At 36.4% G+C, this 18,204-nt stretch carries 13 protein-coding genes; 10 read left to right on the top strand and 3 right to left on the bottom strand.

Going from position 1 to position 18,204, the window contains the following annotated elements; translation table 11 throughout:
- Positions 1-105: 105 nt before the first annotated feature.
- Together C7D53_RS21230 and mnmE are read right to left on the bottom strand one after the other, a co-directional pair.
- The gene (locus C7D53_RS21230) at positions 106-456 is read right to left on the bottom strand and encodes a helix-turn-helix domain-containing protein (protein ID WP_123910834.1); all 351 of its coding nucleotides are present in this window, start codon (positions 454-456) and stop codon (positions 106-108) included.
- Between the two features lie 519 nt (positions 457-975).
- Positions 976-2,364, bottom strand: a complete 1,389-nt coding sequence (gene mnmE / locus C7D53_RS04925; RefSeq protein ID WP_106915246.1) for a tRNA uridine-5-carboxymethylaminomethyl(34) synthesis GTPase MnmE — start codon at positions 2,362-2,364, stop codon at positions 976-978.
- Positions 2,365-2,936: 572 nt separating this feature from the next.
- Between mnmE and C7D53_RS04930 the strand changes: the two genes are divergently transcribed.
- Both C7D53_RS04930 and C7D53_RS04935 read left to right on the top strand, forming a co-directional pair.
- The gene (locus tag C7D53_RS04930; protein ID WP_162926082.1) at positions 2,937-3,935 is read left to right on the top strand and encodes a hypothetical protein; all 999 of its coding nucleotides are present in this window, start codon (positions 2,937-2,939) and stop codon (positions 3,933-3,935) included.
- 19 nt (positions 3,936-3,954) lie between these two features.
- Complete coding sequence (locus tag C7D53_RS04935; protein ID WP_106915248.1) at positions 3,955-4,470, top strand: hypothetical protein; 516 nt, start codon at positions 3,955-3,957, stop codon at positions 4,468-4,470.
- A 657-nt stretch (positions 4,471-5,127) separates the two neighbouring features.
- Here C7D53_RS04935 and C7D53_RS04940 read toward each other — a convergent pair.
- Positions 5,128-5,598 (bottom strand): Lrp/AsnC family transcriptional regulator, encoded by a 471-nt coding sequence (locus C7D53_RS04940; RefSeq protein ID WP_106915249.1) that lies wholly within the window; start codon positions 5,596-5,598, stop codon positions 5,128-5,130.
- Positions 5,599-5,740: 142 nt separating this feature from the next.
- Between C7D53_RS04940 and C7D53_RS04945 the strand changes: the two genes are divergently transcribed.
- From C7D53_RS04945 to C7D53_RS04980, 8 genes are all read left to right on the top strand, one after another.
- The gene (locus C7D53_RS04945) at positions 5,741-7,129 is read left to right on the top strand and encodes an MFS transporter (protein ID WP_106915250.1); all 1,389 of its coding nucleotides are present in this window, start codon (positions 5,741-5,743) and stop codon (positions 7,127-7,129) included.
- A gap of 214 nt (positions 7,130-7,343) precedes the next feature.
- Entirely contained in the window at positions 7,344-8,090 is a 747-nt protein-coding gene (locus C7D53_RS04950; protein WP_106915251.1) for a metallophosphoesterase, read from the top strand.
- Positions 8,091-8,209: 119 nt separating this feature from the next.
- Positions 8,210-9,124, top strand: a complete 915-nt coding sequence (locus C7D53_RS04955) for a helix-turn-helix domain-containing protein (RefSeq protein ID WP_106915252.1) — start codon at positions 8,210-8,212, stop codon at positions 9,122-9,124.
- Between the two features lie 215 nt (positions 9,125-9,339).
- The gene (locus C7D53_RS04960) at positions 9,340-10,485 is read left to right on the top strand and encodes an efflux RND transporter periplasmic adaptor subunit (RefSeq protein WP_106915253.1); all 1,146 of its coding nucleotides are present in this window, start codon (positions 9,340-9,342) and stop codon (positions 10,483-10,485) included.
- A 9-nt stretch (positions 10,486-10,494) separates the two neighbouring features.
- Positions 10,495-13,635, top strand: coding sequence for an efflux RND transporter permease subunit (locus tag C7D53_RS04965; protein ID WP_106915254.1), 3,141 nt, complete (start codon positions 10,495-10,497; stop codon positions 13,633-13,635).
- Between the two features lie 17 nt (positions 13,636-13,652).
- Complete coding sequence (locus C7D53_RS04970) at positions 13,653-15,065, top strand: efflux transporter outer membrane subunit (RefSeq protein ID WP_228422186.1); 1,413 nt, start codon at positions 13,653-13,655, stop codon at positions 15,063-15,065.
- Between the two features lie 59 nt (positions 15,066-15,124).
- On the top strand, positions 15,125-15,679 hold the full coding sequence (locus C7D53_RS04975) for a DUF2652 domain-containing protein (RefSeq protein ID WP_106915256.1): 555 nt from the start codon (positions 15,125-15,127) through the stop codon (positions 15,677-15,679).
- Between the two features lie 322 nt (positions 15,680-16,001).
- Positions 16,002-18,173, top strand: coding sequence for an outer membrane beta-barrel protein (locus C7D53_RS04980; protein WP_106915257.1), 2,172 nt, complete (start codon positions 16,002-16,004; stop codon positions 18,171-18,173).
- Positions 18,174-18,204 lie beyond the last annotated feature (31 nt).

Below are 18,204 nucleotides of genomic sequence, written 5' to 3' on the forward strand. Positions count from 1 at the left end.
GATTAGATTATAGTTGTCTTTTGTCAAATTGACTTATAGCAAAAGCTATTGAGTCCTCAAAAGTATTATGAAGTCAATTTTGCTCTATTTTGGAGGTTATTGATTCTAATAAATTAGTGCTAGATCTAATACATTAATTCTTGTTTTTCTCACAGATAGGTTGATAGCTTTTAAACGGCCTGTCGTGATTAAGAAATAGACCATTTTTGTACTGCATTTTAATATTGCAGAAGTTTCTTTTACCGTAAGGTATATCGGAGGACTTATAGATTGGTACTTTAGTTCTTCAATATTTCGAACCGCATACCTTGTGTAATCTATTTTTTTATTTCTTTGTTCGAGTTTATAGGCTTTTCTATTGCAGGTGTGACTACAGTATCTGGTAACTATAGTTTTGGCAATGAATTTTGTACCGCAATATTGGCAGACTCTTTCAATTCTGATATTTGAGCTCATAATCAGATTTTTTAAGTCTAAAAAAAATACTTATTCAGACCATAGGCTTCAATAATGGCATTAGGGATGTCATTATACTCCTTTATTCAGGGCAATACAATTAAATGGATACAAAATTCATCCCAAAGAAGAGGTCAATCTGTGAAAAATAATTCTAAAATTTAGTTTTTTAGCTCATCCAGATGAAATTGGAAATTTTTAAATTGATTACAATTTTTAAAAATAGTCAAGCGATGGAGTTTGTAAAAAAAATAATTTCTCCAAATTAAGAGTATATAGAATACAATAGTCATCTTTAAAGACCATCTAATACTCATTAGAGTATACTAGACCATGAAATTCTATAACCATTCTATTTTCTTTTGCTCAAATTTTTGTGATTTTATGCCAAGGGGACAAGAAAAGGGACAAAAATTTGAGCGTTCGAAACTTCAAAATTACATAAGTTGCATTAAATCAATACGTTATATAAATAATATTAAAACTTGCAACTTGTTGTTTATCAGTGGTTTACGTGTTCTATTTGCCGATACAAAACTTAGAGAAAATATTCCCCAATACTTCATCATTCGTTACTTCTCCTGAGATTTCTCCAAGGTGTTCCAGTGCGTTCCTTAACTCGTAGGCTAGAAGTTCTGTAGAAATTTGGGAAGAAATAGCTTCTTTTACCCTATTTACAGCATCCAAAGATTTTTGTAATGCTTCAAAGTGACGCTGGTTGGTGATAATTACATTGTTTTCTGATGATTTTAGTTCCTCAACATAAGCAAACAATTCATCTTTCAATTCTTCCATATTCCAGTTCGCTTTTGCAGAAATACTGATAAAGGAAAACTCATTTTTAAGCGTGGCTGCAAGGTTGGTGAATAAATTGGAGCTGTCAAATTCTCCCTCATGCAGGTCAGCTTTGGTTAAACAGATAACGATGTGTAGGTTGTCTCTTTCAAGTTCCTGGATTAATCTGAAGTCTTCATCCAGGTCTTTGCTTTTTGTGTCGATTAGATAAATCAAAACTTCAGCATTTTCAACCTTTTCCTTGGCTTTCTTTACTCCAATGGCTTCAATCTCATCGGCCGTTTCACGTAAACCTGCTGTGTCAATCAATCGAAATGCATGACCTTTAATATGAAGAACCTCCTCAATGGTATCCCTTGTTGTTCCCGCAATATTGCTTACAATAGCTCTTTCCTCTTTCAGTAGGGCATTCAGCAATGTAGATTTACCGGCATTAGGTTTTCCAATGATGGCTACAGCAGTTCCGTTTTTGATGGCATTTCCGTACTGGAAACTTTCAATAAGAGAATTTAATTTGAGTTCTATTTTATCTAGTAACCCACTCAATGCAGTTCTGTCCGCAAACTCCACATCTTCTTCTGCAAAGTCTAATTCTAACTCAATTAAAGAAACAAAATTAAGAAGATCGGTTCTTAATAACGAAATTTCATTGGTAATTCCACCTTTTAACTGGTTGATTGCTACCTTTCTGGAAGCTTCATTTTCAGAAGCAATAACATCAGCAATAGCTTCTGCCTGGGAAAGGTCAATTCTTCCATTAATAAAGGCGCGAAGGGTAAATTCTCCTGCCTTAGCCATTCTGGCGCCGTTTTTAATAAGCGTTTCAAGAATACGTTTTCCAATGTGTGGTGAACCATGAAATGCAATCTCCACAGAGTTTTCTGTAGTGAAACTTTTTGGAGCCAGAAAAATAGAAAGCATGATTTCATCAATAGCTTCTTCTCCATCCATAAAATATCCGTAGTGAATGGTGTGGGATTTCTGTTTTTCCAGTTTTTTTGCAGGAAAGCACTTTTGAACTATGGGTAAGGCATTGTCTCCAGATACCCTGATAATGCCTAAAGCACCTATTCCATTAGCCGTAGCCAGCGCACAAATGGTCTCGTTATTCATGTTGCAAATTTACGCTTTTTAATGTTAATTTTTACCGCAAACAGTGATGTAGATTATCTATTATTTTGATTTTTAAAATTATAAAAAGTATATATAGTTTAAAACTATCGGGGTGGTATAGATGATGTCTTTAATGTTATTGTTAATAATTGCGAATAAAATACTTATAATTTTGTTTTTTAACAAAATTCACAAATGTGAGCTTGCTTTTTTTTATTGCATAAAAATCAATAATAATGATAATAACATTGAAATTTTAAATAACATGAAAAAATACCTTGGATATGTGTTAATTTTATATCAATAAAATAATGTTTTTCGATTTTTAGTACTTGTTTCCAAATTATATGTTGTAAAAAAATATTATTTAATAAATATCAATTTTTATGCATTATGGTATTGGTATTTAATGATTAAATGAAGTTTGGTATGTTAATTGTTGATTAGGCTTGCGGCGATATTAAAATGTTATATAATTGATATTAAATCGCTAATAATTTGTTAATTTAACTTAAATACATATGAATAGCTTAAATTTTTTCGAAATTTATAAAAAAATCATTTTTTTATTAATGCTCGCTTTTTATGGGGTAGTAAGTGCCCAATGCACGGCCTATACCGGGCAGATTATGACAAGCGGAAATACATATTGTATCAATGGGAACTATACCATGGCAAGCGGTGTTACCATTCCTAATGGAGCTACTCTTATCGTTCAATCCGGACAATTTCAGGTTTCAGGGATTCAGGTAATGGGAGACCTGGAGATTAATGATGGGGCTAGTGTTATATCTACCGGATCTATTACTATTGGAACGTTCGGGTCTAAGGTAGATTCAAAAATCAAATTAGGAACAAAAGCTTTTATATCTCTTACAGGATCTGTTATTCAGGGGGATCCCAGTTTTGGAGGTCTTTATACCGGAACTTCTATGATTGAAATGGGTAGCTGGAGTGCGGTGGAGATATGTGGGACATTTACCCAGCAGTCAACCACCTATCCATCCGTTAAATATGTGGGCGCTCCTAATGCTAAAGCGTATTGTATTGCAAAGGCAGATGTAAGTGGAGGAGGAAATGGGTCTGTAATTAGTGATGATAGTCAGATTGTGACAATTGCTATGGGGTCTGTTGTAGGGCTTGGTGCCGGAGGATCAAGTTTCTGTGGTCCCAATGCTACCTCTGCTACATGTCCGTCTTTATGGCCAACTGGGTTGTCAGATGATAAAAATGTGTGTGGTAATGCTCCTACAATTATTAACGAATTAGATTCATTCTGTACAAAGCCGGGTGCTACGGGAACTCCTGATGGTTTTACCAAATTCGGAATTACAGTACAGCAGAAAGCAAACGCATGGCCTGAAAATGTTCCCAATGGTTTTCTTGCCATGGAATCAAAAAATAAAGGTTTTGTAATTACAAGAGTTCAGCACGTGAGCCAGACTCCACAAATAGGGGATGCTATTGCTGATCCTAAAGAAGGGATGCTATTGTATGATATTCAGGATAAATGCGTAAAGCTCTATAACGGTACCGAATGGAAATGTGTAGAAAGAAGCTGTAATGATTAACCTAAACGGATAAGATAATATGAAAAATATAAAAAATATAAGTATAGCAGCTGCTCTTGTTGTTTTTAATGTATCGATTGCCCAAGTAGCAATCGGGAAACAAGTGGTAAATGGAACCAGTACAGTGTTGGATTTCGATAATGTATCTGGAAATACTAAAGGACTTATTCTGCCCGCTACCTCAGGATTGTCCACTGGAGCCCTTGTTAATGGAACATTTGTATTTGATGTGACAGATAATAAGGTTAAAGTATACGAAAATGATATCTGGAAACCCTTGTCTGATGCTGGAAGTTCTTCCGCTGTTTTTGCTAATAACTCTGCTGAGGTTGGAAAGGGTGTTGTTATTGGGGCTTCATCCAGCACCGCAGATGGGGTTTTGGTCTTGGAGTCTCAGGATAAAGCATTGGTCCTTCCTCAAATTGCAACTCCCCACGTGAATGTAAAAAATCCATATCCTGGAATGATGTGCTATGACACAACCAGTAAGACATTGGCTATATTTGATGGAGCAGTTTGGAATTACTGGAAATAATTTGCTGTAAAATATCCGGAGAATACCGGTTTATATAAGTTTATAGTGTGTATTGAAGCAGTGGTATAACGTTTATGCCACTGCTTTTTTATGTATGAAAATGATCATGGCATAAAAAATAAGAGATTGCAGCTTTAAAAGCGCAACCTCCTATGATTAAACAAATAATGTAGATGTAATATCCTTGGTTTGACTAACCTGTAGATATGGGGTCATCATAAAGTCTTGTGTTGATATAGGCCTCTTTTTTTCAGTTTGTGTCTTCTTGGTGCTATTTGTTTAATGTATTAAAAAAAATTCTTCTCCTTATTTCATTATTCATGTTTTATAAGATTTAAATTCAAGTGGTGTAAAGGAGAAGTTTCTTAGATGTAATCCCTGGTTTTATCATTAGGGTTTTATTTTTCTAATGCTGCAAACATATTTAATAATGAAGGATATTACCAAAAAACACCCTACTACACAGCTACAACATGTAGATGATTTAAGTTTTAATTGGTTGATTTTTAGTGTTTTATTTTTGATTTGAAAAAGTTGCTGAACAGATGGGCTTGGATTGCCGAAACAATGAAATAGCAGATGCCGTTTGGAGGTCTGTTAGGCTTTAGTGCAGATGAAATATTGAAATTTAAAACTTGAAAATACAGATATTAAAGCTTATACAATCTGGGCGCTTTCCTTAATGCTATTCATTACAAAAATACTTTTTGTCTGGCCAATTCCTTCTATTTCCGATAGTTTATTGATGAAAAACTCATGGAATTCATCCATATTGGGAGCCAGAATTTTTAACATAAAATCAAAATCCCCGCTGATGTTGTAAAACTCAACAACCTCTTTCAGCTTACCTACTTCTTCTATAAACTTTCCGGCAGTTTTTTTATTGTGAACATTCAGGGCAATCATGCAGATAACCATCATTCCCTTGTTTACTTTTTTGCGGTCTACTACAGCAGTGTATTCCTTTATGATTCCCAGTTTTTCCATACGTTTAATACGCTCATGGGTAGGAGTGGGGCTCAGGTTGATTCTTGCTGAAATGTCACGAACACTCATCTTGGCATCTTTCTGAAGAATTCTAAGAATAGAGAGGTCTTTTTCGTCTGGAATATAATTTTCTGTTGCCATTTGTTCTGTTTTATATGATTTATTTTGCTATTTCAGGTATTTTGTTCTTTTTAGTGATTTTAAATTTTAATATTGTTCCAAATTTAACATAAAATTTTCACATATGTTCTGTTAATTTTAATTTTGCAGGAAATTTGAATATATGGATACAAGGAAGAATGTAATATTAATTTTAGCATCAGTAGGAACTTTTGTGGAAGCTTTGGATATTGCCATTATTAATTTAACAATTCCTTCTATTCAGGAGCAGTTTAATATTGATGCAGGTACGGTACAATGGCTACAGACCCTTTATGTACTGTTTTTTGGAGGATTTTTAATTATTGGAGGAAAGCTTTCCGATCAGATAGGAAGAAAGAAAATGTTTCTAATGGGAGCTTTTATCTTTATGCTGACTTCGTTAGGAGCGGGGTTATCTTCCAATTTTGAAATGTTAGCCTTATTTAGAGCCTTGCAGGGATTGGGCGCCGCATTGGTAATGCCATCGGCACTGTCTATTGTAACCAATACATTCAGGGCAGAACAGGAAAGAAACCGGGCCATAGGAGTTTTCAGCTCTTTTGCGGCTATTGGGTCAGGAAGTGGGCTTTCTGTAGGAGGAATTATCAGTACTTATTTAAGCTGGCACTGGGTTTTTCTTATTAATGTACCCATCCTTTTAATCACATTGATATTGTCCTATTATTACCTGCCAACTGATGAGAAAAATGAGACAGCACAAAAAACGGACGTTATCTCAGGGATATTAATGGTCGTTGGATTGTTAAGCCTTACTTATGGAACACATGAATTGGTTCATATTAAAGAACAGCCTTTCCTCGTAATAGGTTCATTGGTGGTAGCAGTATTGCTTTTGGTCATGGTATTTTATAGATTGAAATCCGTTGCAGAACCATTATTTGATCTGAAACTATTTAAACACGGTTCATTGGTAGTTTCTAATGCTGTATTTTTTACGCTAGGAGCATTTTTCATCGGATTTTTATTCCTGATTTCATTAATGCTTCAGAAAGATATGGGATATAGCGCTGCTTCGGCAGGGTTAATGCTTGTTCCATTCAGTATTATATCTGCTTTAACGGCTAAGTTTATTTTGCCTCAAGTCTCAAAACGACTGAACTCATCCCAAATGGGAGTCTTTGGATGGTCTTTTATGTTGATGGGAGGATTGTTGCTGCTCATCTCAGTTTACACAGCACATCCATTGGCTGTTGTTTTACTGGGAGCTGCATGTATCTCAGGAATTGGAATGACATTTTGCTTTACAGCCCTTTCAGTAATGGGGATTCAGGATGTTGAACCTTCCAGCTACGGATTGGCATCAAGTTTGAGCTCTACAAGTTACTTCCTGGGTGCTGGGATCGGACTGTCTTTCATGACGTTAATGAGCCAGGTCTTTCCTTCAGAATTTTCAGTTGGAAGTCTTAATCTCATTATTTTGATAGGGTATGCTCTTTTAGCACTCGGAATGTTATTCTATTTTATATTGAAAAGCTTAAAAATGAAGCAAAGAGAAATTGCCGTTTCATAATAAGCGGCCTTAAAATTACACAAACTATATGATGAGGGATCGGTGCTTATGTGTCGGTTCCTTTTTTTTGTTGAAAACTGTAAAACCATGGTGTGATAAAGAAACATAAAAATGGGAAGAAAATGTTTGGTTTTTCTCTTGTCCCAGGATATTATTCACCTTTTTATTCCTTTACAATTTTGAACTTTTGCCATTCCTTTATTATTTTTACACCATGAAAATACAAATCATTAGCGATCTTCATCAGGAGTTTGGGCAGACAGAATTATGTTTTGATAATGCGGATATGGTTATTTTGGCTGGTGATATTAATTTGGGAACCAAGGGTGTTGAGTGGATTAAACATAAAATAGTAAATAAACCCGTTATCTATGTTCTGGGAAATCACGAATATTATAAAGGTTCATATCCTAAAACATTAGACAAAATTAAAGAAGCAGCTCAGAATTCAAATATTTTTGTACTCGAAAATTCCTCTGTAGATATTGATGGCATTCGTTTTCATGGTGCTACATTATGGACTGATTTTTCAATCTTTGGAAATCCCGTGAAATATGGAATGCTTTGTCAGCCAAAAATGAATGACTATAAAAAAATCAGACGAGATCCCTCTTATTCAAAAATGAGAACCCTGGACACCTTTAAAATTCATCAGTTTTCAAAAGTATGGCTAAAAGAAAGTCTTGAAAATTCAAAAGAGCTCAAAAATATAGTGGTTACCCATCATGCACCCAGCATTCAATCGGTGCCGGAACATTATAAAAATGATCCGCTGACTTCTGCCTATGCTTCCAATCTTGAAGAAATGATTGCTGAACATCAGCCTCTATACTGGATTCATGGGCATATTCATACACCATGCAGGTATAGTATAGGAAATACAGAAGTTATTTGCAATCCTCACGGCTATATTGATGAAAAATACAACGGCTACGAAAAAGAATTATTTATTGAAGTGTAAATAGGAAAGTTCTAAAATTGGAAAACGGCAAATAAGATACCTGATCATCGTTTTTCGAGCTTAGCTTTCACCACTTTTATCGCTTTTTCATTACCTTCGCGTACCATAACCCATTTTCAGTGGCGAAAAAACCCCAAAAAGAACCCGGTTTTGTTTCACAATTGGCTTTTGATGAAGTATTGGAACAAGTAGAATTTGATCTTAGGATCAAAGAATTTGTTGTGATGGAAATTGACAGAACCAATTATATCATTAAACCCAATATGCCTTACCGATCAGATTATTTCTGTATTTTTCTTGTGCAGAAAGGGAGTGTAGGCTTTAGGCTTGATGATAAAAGCTATGAGGTTTCAAAAGGAGATTTTGTTTTTTGTCCCATGGCTGAAACCTTTTGGGTGGAAAATATTGCAGATGATTACGATGCTAAATATATTTTCTTTTCGGTAGACTTTATTTCCCAGGCAGGGTTTAATTATAAATCCAATAATGTCCTGAAAAGCCTGTCGTCGGATCCTACTCATATTATCAGGAACGAACCTGAATTGTACAGAAAGCTGGATTTTCACCTTGATGAATTGAAAATCTTGAATAACAAGGAGAAAGATAACTACTACTTCAATGAAATGATCTGGCATCACTTTTCCCTGGTTATTTATGAAATAGACAATTACTTTAAGAAAATTGAAAAACCACATATCGTTACCCATAGAGAAGATGAGCTTACTACAAGTTTCTTTAAGCTGGTTCAGGAGCACTTCAAGGAAGAGCATAATGTACAGTTTTATGCTGACAAGCTATTTATCAGCCGAAAATATCTGACCAAAGTCATTAATAAAACAATGCTCAAAAGTCCACGGGATATTATTCATCAGGTGCTGGCTGTAGAAGCCAGATTATTGCTCAAAAATCCCAATCTCAACGTGAATGAAGTGGCGGCACAACTGAAATTCTCAGATCAGGCGTCTTTCAGTAAGTTTTTTAAAAAGCATACCGGAAGATCACCTTTAGAATATAGGAAAGATGATTTGTATTGATAATGAGATTGTTGTATTACAGGTGTCTTTTTGATAAAATTACCGCATAATTTTGATTTAAAATATGAAAATATCTTATTTATTTTGTCTATAAGTGATATTTCTCATGTTTTTAAAAATAAGGAGTCTTTTTGACAAAACAAGGAGTTTTTTGAATAATTCTATTGAATTTTTTTCGTTCGAATTTTGTGCGGAAATTTAAAAGGACTATTGTTATGCAAAGATTTTTTATTCAGAAATCAACCATATTTTTCCTCTCGCTCATCGTCTTGGCGGGATGTGGGAAAAACAACCAAAACCAATCTTATCAACAGCAGGCACCGGAACTTCCTGTAGAAATAGTAAAACAGGGAGACGCTTCTGTTTCCAGAGAATATGCTGCATCTGTTGAAGGGATCTCCAATGTAGAAATAAGACCTCAGGTAACAGGATATCTAAGCAAAATTTTTGTAGATGAAGGTGACTATGTAAGAGCAGGACAGCCACTGTTTAAAATTGAAGACCAGATATTCGGGGAACAGTTGAAAAGCGCTCAGGCAGCTTTAATTACAGCACAAGCTAATCTCTCGACTTCTAAAATTGATTTGGATAGAAAAAAGGAACTTTTTAGAAATAAAATGGTTTCCGATATTCAGGTGAAAGAGGCTGAGGCAGCATACAATGCAGCAAGAGGAGCCGTAAGCCAGTCATCATCTGCCATTGAATCTGCAAGGATTAATCTTAATTTCTCAACAATTAAAGCTCCGGTAAGCGGATTTATCGGAAGATTTAATTATCGTTTGGGAAGCCTGATGACTCCCGGCAATCAGGAACCTATTACCTTATTGTCAGATATTCATCAGGTGTATACCTATTTCAGCTTAAGTGAAAACGACTTTAATAATTTTCAGAAACAATATGTAGGAAGCAATATTAGTGAGGTAATTAAAAATACGCCCGCAGTATCCCTATTGCTTTCCGGTGGTGAAAAATATGCTGAAACAGGAAGAATTGATGCCGTGGAAGGACAGTTTAATAAAAGCACAGGTTCCATTACTCTTAGAGCAAAGTTCAATAACCCAAACAATCTTTTGAGAAGCGGAAATACAGGAAAGATCTTACTGGATCAGTTCTACAGCAATGTTGTTTTACTTCCGATTGCTTCTACCAGAACCATTCAGGATAAGGTTTTTGTGTTCACTATCAAAGATGGAAAAGCAGCAATGCTACCTGTAGAAGTTAACGGAAAAGCAGGAGATAACTTCATTGTATCCAAGGGGCTTAAAGCTGGTGATCAGTACATTGTTTCCGGTTTCGACAGATTACAGCCGGGTACGCCTGTAGTGGCACAAAAGAAAAATGCTCAACAGAAAAAATCGTAAGAAGAAATCATGTTAAAGAAAATTATAAAAAGACCCGTACTGGCAACGGTTATTTCCGTGTTGCTCGTTATTCTCGGGATTGTCGGTATGGTCAGCCTGCCGATTACAAAATTTCCGGACATTGCGCCGCCTACCGTTATGGTAACCGCTGCCTATCCGGGTGCTAATGCTGAAACAATTGCAAGGTCTGTGGCTCCACCATTGGAAAACGCCATTAATGGAGTAGAAAACATGGATTACATCACTTCTACAGCGAGTAACGATGGTACATTAAGCATCACTGTCATCTTTAAGTTGGGAACAGATCCCGATCAGGCAGCTATTAATGTTCAGAACAGGGTAGCACAGGTGACCAATCAGCTTCCTGCTGAGGTTATTCAGGCGGGAATTACCACCGTAAAGAGACAGAACAGTATGATTGCGATGGTTTCTCTGACCAGTAAAGATGGTTCAATGAATGATCTTTTCCTTGAAAACTATGCAAAGATCAATATTGTACCAGAGCTGAAAAGGGTGAAGGGAGTAGGAGATGCTATGGTTTACGGAAACAAAGATTACTCCATGCGTATCTGGTTGGATCCCAATAAACTGACTTCCTATAATCTTACGCCATCTGATGTTTCGCGCGCAATTCAGACCCAAAACCTTGAAGCGGCACCCGGAAGATTGGGTGAGAGAAGTAAAGAGGTGATGGAATACGTTCTTCGATATAAAGGAAAATTTACCGAACCTGAACAGTATGAAAATATCACCATTAAAGCACTGAACGATGGTTCTGTTTTAAAACTAAAAGATATTGCCAAGGTAGAATTTGGAGCCTACAGTTATACGGTTTCTTCCAATTTCAATAAAAAAGCTTCGGTAACGATGGCGATCTTCCAAATGGCAGGATCAAATGCCAATGAAGTACAGATTGCTCTTCAGGAAAGAATGAAAGAGCTTGAAAAATCCTTCCCGGAAGGAATGAGCTATGAAATTCCATATGCAACGAAAGAAGCACTGGATCAATCAATAGAGCAGGTAATTCATACGCTGATAGAAGCATTTATTCTTGTATTTATCGTAGTGTATATTTTCCTTCAGGATTTCCGTTCTACGTTAATTCCGGCTATTGCGGTTCCGGTATCTATTGTAGGAACATTCTTCTTTATGAAGATTTTCGGATTCTCGATCAATATTTTGACATTGTTTGCATTGGTACTCGCCATTGGTATTGTGGTGGATGATGCCATTGTTGTGGTAGAAGCAGTTCATGCCAAGATGGAACATAAAAAACTGAATGCAAGGGCTGCAACCATGTCAGCCATGAGTGAGATTACAGGAGCGATTGTTTCCATTACCCTTATCATGTCTGCAGTATTCGTTCCGGTAGCCTTTATGAGTGGCTCTACAGGGTTATTCTACCAACAGTTTGCGCTAACATTGGCCATTGCAATTGTGATTTCAGCCATTAATGCATTGACGCTAAGCCCGGCTTTGTGTGCTCTGTTCTTAAAGCAAAATCACGGTGGGACTCATGAAAAGATGAACTTTAAAGACCGTTTCTTTGCAGGATTCAACGCTAGCTTTAATAAGCTGACATTCCGTTATGGGAAAGCGGTATTGTTCCTTTTAAAGAAAAAATGGATTGCATTGGCAATGATCGTTGTTTTCGGAGGATTGTTTGCATGGATGTCTATGACAACCCCAAAAGGATTTATTCCGGATGAAGACCAAAGCTTTATCATTGTTACAGCCAACCTTGCTCCCGGAGCATCCAAGGACAGAACTTCAAAAGTAGTTTCTGATACAGAAGATCTTTTGATGAAAAATCCTGCAGTGGATAAAGTAATTTCGGTAGACGGACTAAACTTATTCAGTGGTTCCATGTCATCTTCAGCAGCTTCAATTTTTGTTAAACTGAAAAAATCAGGAGCAAGAGGAGCTGTTAACAATATTAATGATATTATCGGGCAAACGCAGGGAATGCTTTCTCAGGATAAAAGAGCAAACTTCTTGGTTATCAATACACCAACAGTGGATGGTTTCGGGAATACCAGTGGGATGGAGCTTGTCCTTCAGGATCGTACCAACGGTGAGCTTCAGAACCTAGGAAATATTTCCTACGGAATGATGGGAGCATTGATGCAAAGACCCGAAGTTGCAGTGGCTTTTACCACTTTTGATGTTACTTATCCGCAATTTGAAGTGCTTGTAGACGAGGTGAAATCTGCTCAGCTTGGAGTAAATGTTTCTGATGTTTTGGGAGTAATGCAAGGGTATTACGGAAGTATTCAGGCTTCGGACTTCAACAGATTCGGAAAATATTACAGAGTATTGGTACAGTCTACACCGGAAACGAGACAGGATAAGGAATCTCTGAACGGAATTTTCGTTAAGAATAACCTAGGCCAGATGGTGCCTATCAATACCTTAGTAAGCTTAAAGCAGGTAACAGGTGCAGAGGTAGTAGATCGTTTCAACCTTTTCAACTCATCCAATTTAACGGTAATGGCTGCTCCCGGTTACAGTACAGGTCAGGCTATGGCGGCAGTTGAAGAAGTAAGTAAGCAGGTGCTTCCTCCGGGATACACGTATGATTATAAAGGAATGAGTCGTGAAGAAGCAGGTTCCAGCTCACAGTCGGTAATGATTTTTGGGTTGTGTATTGTATTCGTATTCTTTCTTTTATCAGCTCAGTATGAAAGTTATATTCTTCCATTTGCCGTACTAATCGCTATTCCGGTAGGTTTATCAGGAGTATTTGTAGGGATTACTTTCGCAGAGCTATCTAATAATATCTACGTTCAGATTGCCCTGGTTATGTTGATCGGACTTTTGGCGAAGAACGGTATTTTGATTGTAGAATTTGCCATTCAAAGGCGTAGAGCAGGAAAGAGCCTTATCGCATCAGCGGTTGAGGGAGCCAAAGCCCGTCTGCGTCCTATTTTGATGACTTCACTGGCATTTATTACCGGATTATTGCCATTGATATTTGTAGTAGGTCCGTCTGCAATGGGGAACCATTCTATTGGATACGCTGCCATTTCAGGGATGCTTTTTGGAACCATCTTAGGGATTTTTATTGTTCCTGTTCTTTTCGTGGTATTCCAGGCTTTACATGAAAAGATAAATGGAAGAGTGGTAACAGATGCGGATTGGGAATATTAATTCAAATGATTTTAAAAATGAAAATTAAAAATATAGCATATATCGCATTCATTTCAGGGACGGCCATTTCCTGCAAAGTTCAGAAGTATGAACAGCAGGATATGAAGATGCCTGAAGCTTTTCGAGGGGACAGTATTGTGGTAGAGCAAAGCGAAAACATAGCCAAGATCGGTTACAAGGATTTTTTCAAAGATCCGGTTTTGGTTGGGTTGATTGATAAAGCTATGGTGCAGAATAATGATCTGCAGGTAGCCTTAAAGCAGATCGAATTTGCCTCATTGGCCTATACACAAAGCAAGTGGGGAAATGTACCTACAATAAGTGCCTCCGCAAATGGAAATATCAACCGCCCTTCGGATAATAGTATGAACGGGATGATGGCAGGACAATTTATGGGTAAAAGGTATATGGAAGATTATACCGCAGCCCTCAATTTTTCATGGGAAGCAGATATCTGGGGGAAAATTAAAGGAAGAAAGGAACAGGCATTAGCAGAGTATCTTAAAACCCAGGAAGCGGCAAAAGCAGTAAAAACACAAGTGGTAGCAGCTGTGGTTCAGGGATATTATAACCTGTTGATGCTGGATACTCAATTAGAAATTACAAAATCTAACCTAACCTATGCTGATAATACACTGAAATTTTTGGTGAAACAGCAGGAACTGGGGTTGACAACTGCCTTGGCGGTACAACAGCAGGAAATTGTAAAAGATCAGATCCTAAAATCTATTCCCGCGATTGAAAGCTCTGTTGCAACACAGGAAAATGCTTTGAGTCTGCTGACCGGATCTATGCCAGGTAAGATTGAAAGAAGTGCCAGCCTGAATACCATTCAGTCTCCGGACCATATTTCAGCAGGCGTTCCTTTAGAATTACTAAGTTACAGACCGGATGTGAAAACTGCCGAGCTTGAGGTTAGAAAAAGTGCAGCCGCAATTCATGTTGCAAAAGTGAATATGTATCCGTCATTGAATATTACGGCTCAGGGTGGGGTGAATGCTTTTCAGATCAGCAAATGGTTCAGTGTTCCAGGATCTCTTTTCGGAATGGTTGCCGGGGCAATTGCCCAACCTATTTTAAATGGAAAGCAGTTGAAGACCCAGTATGAACAATCCAAGGTAATGGCTGATCAGGCTGAAATAGGCTTTAAACAATCTGTCTTAAAAGCTGTAGGAGAGGTTTCTGATGCTTTGGTGCAAATCCAAAAGCTGGAAGAACAGCAGAAAATTGCAGAAGTATTGGTTGTAAAGTCAAATGAGGCTGTAAAGAAAGCTGATTTGTTATTCAAGTACAATTCAGCAACCTATGTGGAGGTGATCATGGCTCAAAGCAATAAGCTTCAGATTGAATTGGAGCTGGCTTCTTTGAAAGCTCAGCGATTGAATGCCATAACAGCTCTTTATCGTTCTGTAGGTGGCGGATGGCAATAAAGTAAAATTAAACCTGCTTCGTCTGTAAGGATGCAGCAGGTTTTTAATCCATAATCATTATGAAGAATACAAATATACAAGAGGGGATCATTTTAATTCCGGACTTCAGCGGATTTACCGAGTTTGTGTTCAATACAAAATTGTATACAGGAGAATATATTGTAAGACAACTACTTTCTACGCTGATCGACATGAATGATCAGTATTTTGAAATCTCAGAAATTGAAGGAGATGCTATTTTATTTTATCGCTACGATGAAAATCCATCGTTCCAGAGTATTTCAAAGATGCTTTTGAAAATGAGAAATGCATTCAACAAAAAAATAAAGGAACTGAGTAAAAGCTTAAGTACAACAATAGATTTGTCTCTGAAATTTATTGTTCATTATGGAGCATTTTCACAGTACAATATTGGGAATTTTAGAAAACTATACGGGAAAACAATTGTGGAAGCCCATCAGCTTTTGAAAAACGGTTGGGCAGAGCAGCCGTCTTATGCGTTATTCAGTAATTCATTTTTGGAAAACAGCAAAAATCAAGAGCCTGATTTTAATAAGGATAAACTTCATCTGCCGGAAGTAGGTGTTATCCAGTATTTTGAAAACTTAAACTAGCATATTTTTTAATTTTTAATCCTTGTAAATTTGCTATTGCTAGCGGCCCGGGTGAGATCCGGGCTTTTTTTATAAATAAAATCAAAAAAATATGTTAAAATTTTACTTTCGAAAATAATTGTTTTTAATAATTTATTACACATGTTTTTGACATAAGGTTAATTGATTATTTATTTTGTCTTAATAAATGTTATTTATTTAAATTATTCCTAAATGTGAATTTGTAAATTGTTAAAGCATAGATATTTATTTCAATTTTCTGCATTTCTCGATGTAACAAATGTGAGGTCATAGTGGTCTTATAGATAAACTAAAATCTCTCATGAAAGTAATATTATTTCCAATTGCAGTATTGACGGGTTCCTTGGCATTGGCTCAAACCCAAGCTGCGAAGGATACGGTAAAGGCTGAGGCAAAAGAAATAGAAGCCGTTACGCTGGTTGCCAGAAAACCTACGGTAGAGTCTAAAGTAGACCGAACTGTCTTTAATGTGGCCAACAGTGCCATTGTAGCCGGAAATACAACATGGGATGTTCTGAGAATGACTCCTCTGGTAAGCATTGATAACAGCGACGCTATAAAGGCCGAAGGACAGTCGGTAACTGTGTATATTAATGACAGAAAATCAGTTTTTACAGGAAAAGAATTAAAGGAATATCTTAAAACTATTCCCGCGGATAATCTATTGAAGATTGAAGTGATCACTAGCCCGTCTTCACGATATGAAGCCACTGGTTCCGTTATTAATATTGTTTTGAAGAAACGTGATGATGAGGGATTGAAAGGAAGTATTTCACTAAGTAACAGGCAAAGTACGAAAAATACACAATATTCTAACTTTAACCTGAATTATCATAAGAAGAAATTTACTCAGACTCTGATTGGAAGTTATGCCCATAATAATTACGTACAAAAAGGCTCCAGTAACATTGTGTTTTATGCAGACAATACTTTGAACAGAGATTTAAGCTATGAAACTATTTCAAAAAGTGAAACTCCATCACTTTCCTCAACTTCCGAATTTGAATTGAATGATAAAAATAATATAGGGCTTGTTCTGGAATATTATCAGAGCAGAAACTTGTCATGGTCCAATACTGACGGAAGAGAGTATGATTATGATAAAAAAGACTTTGTAAATTATCATCAGGATCAAACGGCTAACGGTTTTTATCGTAACCTGGGTACCAATGCTTTTTATAAGTATTATGATAAGGAGAAAAACAGAATTCTGGATGTAAATCTGGGGACCAATTATTCCGGAAATGATAATAATGATCTCATCAATAAAACAATAATGAACGATCCTAAGGTTAAAGAAATAGGATCCATAAACAATGCCCAGATGCGTAATTATTACCTGAAAGTGGATTATATCCAACCTTTAGGGAAATCCTGGGGAACTATTGAAGTAGGAGCAAAAACAGAATTCAACAACCATGTTATCCCTAATAACCTTTATGGATACAGTCTTGGAACTTCTGAGTATGCAGGGCTTTCTACAGGGGACAAGTTCCATTATGAAGATAATATCACTTCTGTATATGCTAATTATAGTAAAACATTTTTTAAGAAGTTGGAAACCAGAATTGGACTTCGATATGAATATATTGATTTTAAGACAAGACAAGATGTAGCAGGAACTGAAAGAAAAGATCGCTATGGCACTTTTCTTCCTAATTTATTGCTGAAATACAGCTTCTCAGATAAATATGATTTGAGTCTTACTTACGACCGAAAAATCTGGAGACCCTGGTATTCGGAATTCAATCCTTTTTTAACACCATCCATTGACGGGACGTATTCCAGAGGAAATATGGACTTGAATCCTAACCCTAATGACAGGCTTTACCTGAAGTTTGGAATCCTGAAAAAGTATTTTATTTCTGCAAGATATATGTATACCAATCAGGATTACTGGACCACTTATGCCAGTGAAGGCGTAAGAAATGTGTCTTATCCCGGAAACTTCAATGGAAGAGTTGAGAAATATTACATTTTTGCTAATACCAATCAGAATTTTCTTAAAAATAAACTGAATCTAAATGTCGGATTTGGATGGTATTATATCGATAATCATGATTTCAATTTGAAGAATGATATTGATGGAAAAGCTTATATTAATTATTGGGGTGGTTCTGCTAACCTTTCTTATACCAACCTTTTCAATAAGAACATCAATCTGAGCGCGTGGATGGAAATTTCCAATCAAAACAATGGAAATACCCAGGCTAATAACACCAACGTATTCCATAATATCTCCATCACTAAAATATTTCCTAAAACGCAAATGGAAGCCAGTGTACAGTTGATGAATATTTTCAAACGACCTTATTCTGATGATATCACTTACAATCAGGGAGGAACAGTAAGAAGATATGAATTATGGGACTGGTATGGAGTGAATATTACCTTTGTAAAACGTTTCGGAAACCAGAAAGTAAAAGAAAACACCAAAACAGATGTAGAGAAAAATGCTGGGGGAGCGAAATAGAATAAATGTTAGATAAATTAAATATAAAAGC

The sequence above is a fragment of the Chryseobacterium aurantiacum genome, assembly GCF_003020585.1.
GTDB lineage: Bacteria > Bacteroidota > Bacteroidia > Flavobacteriales > Weeksellaceae > Chryseobacterium > Chryseobacterium aurantiacum.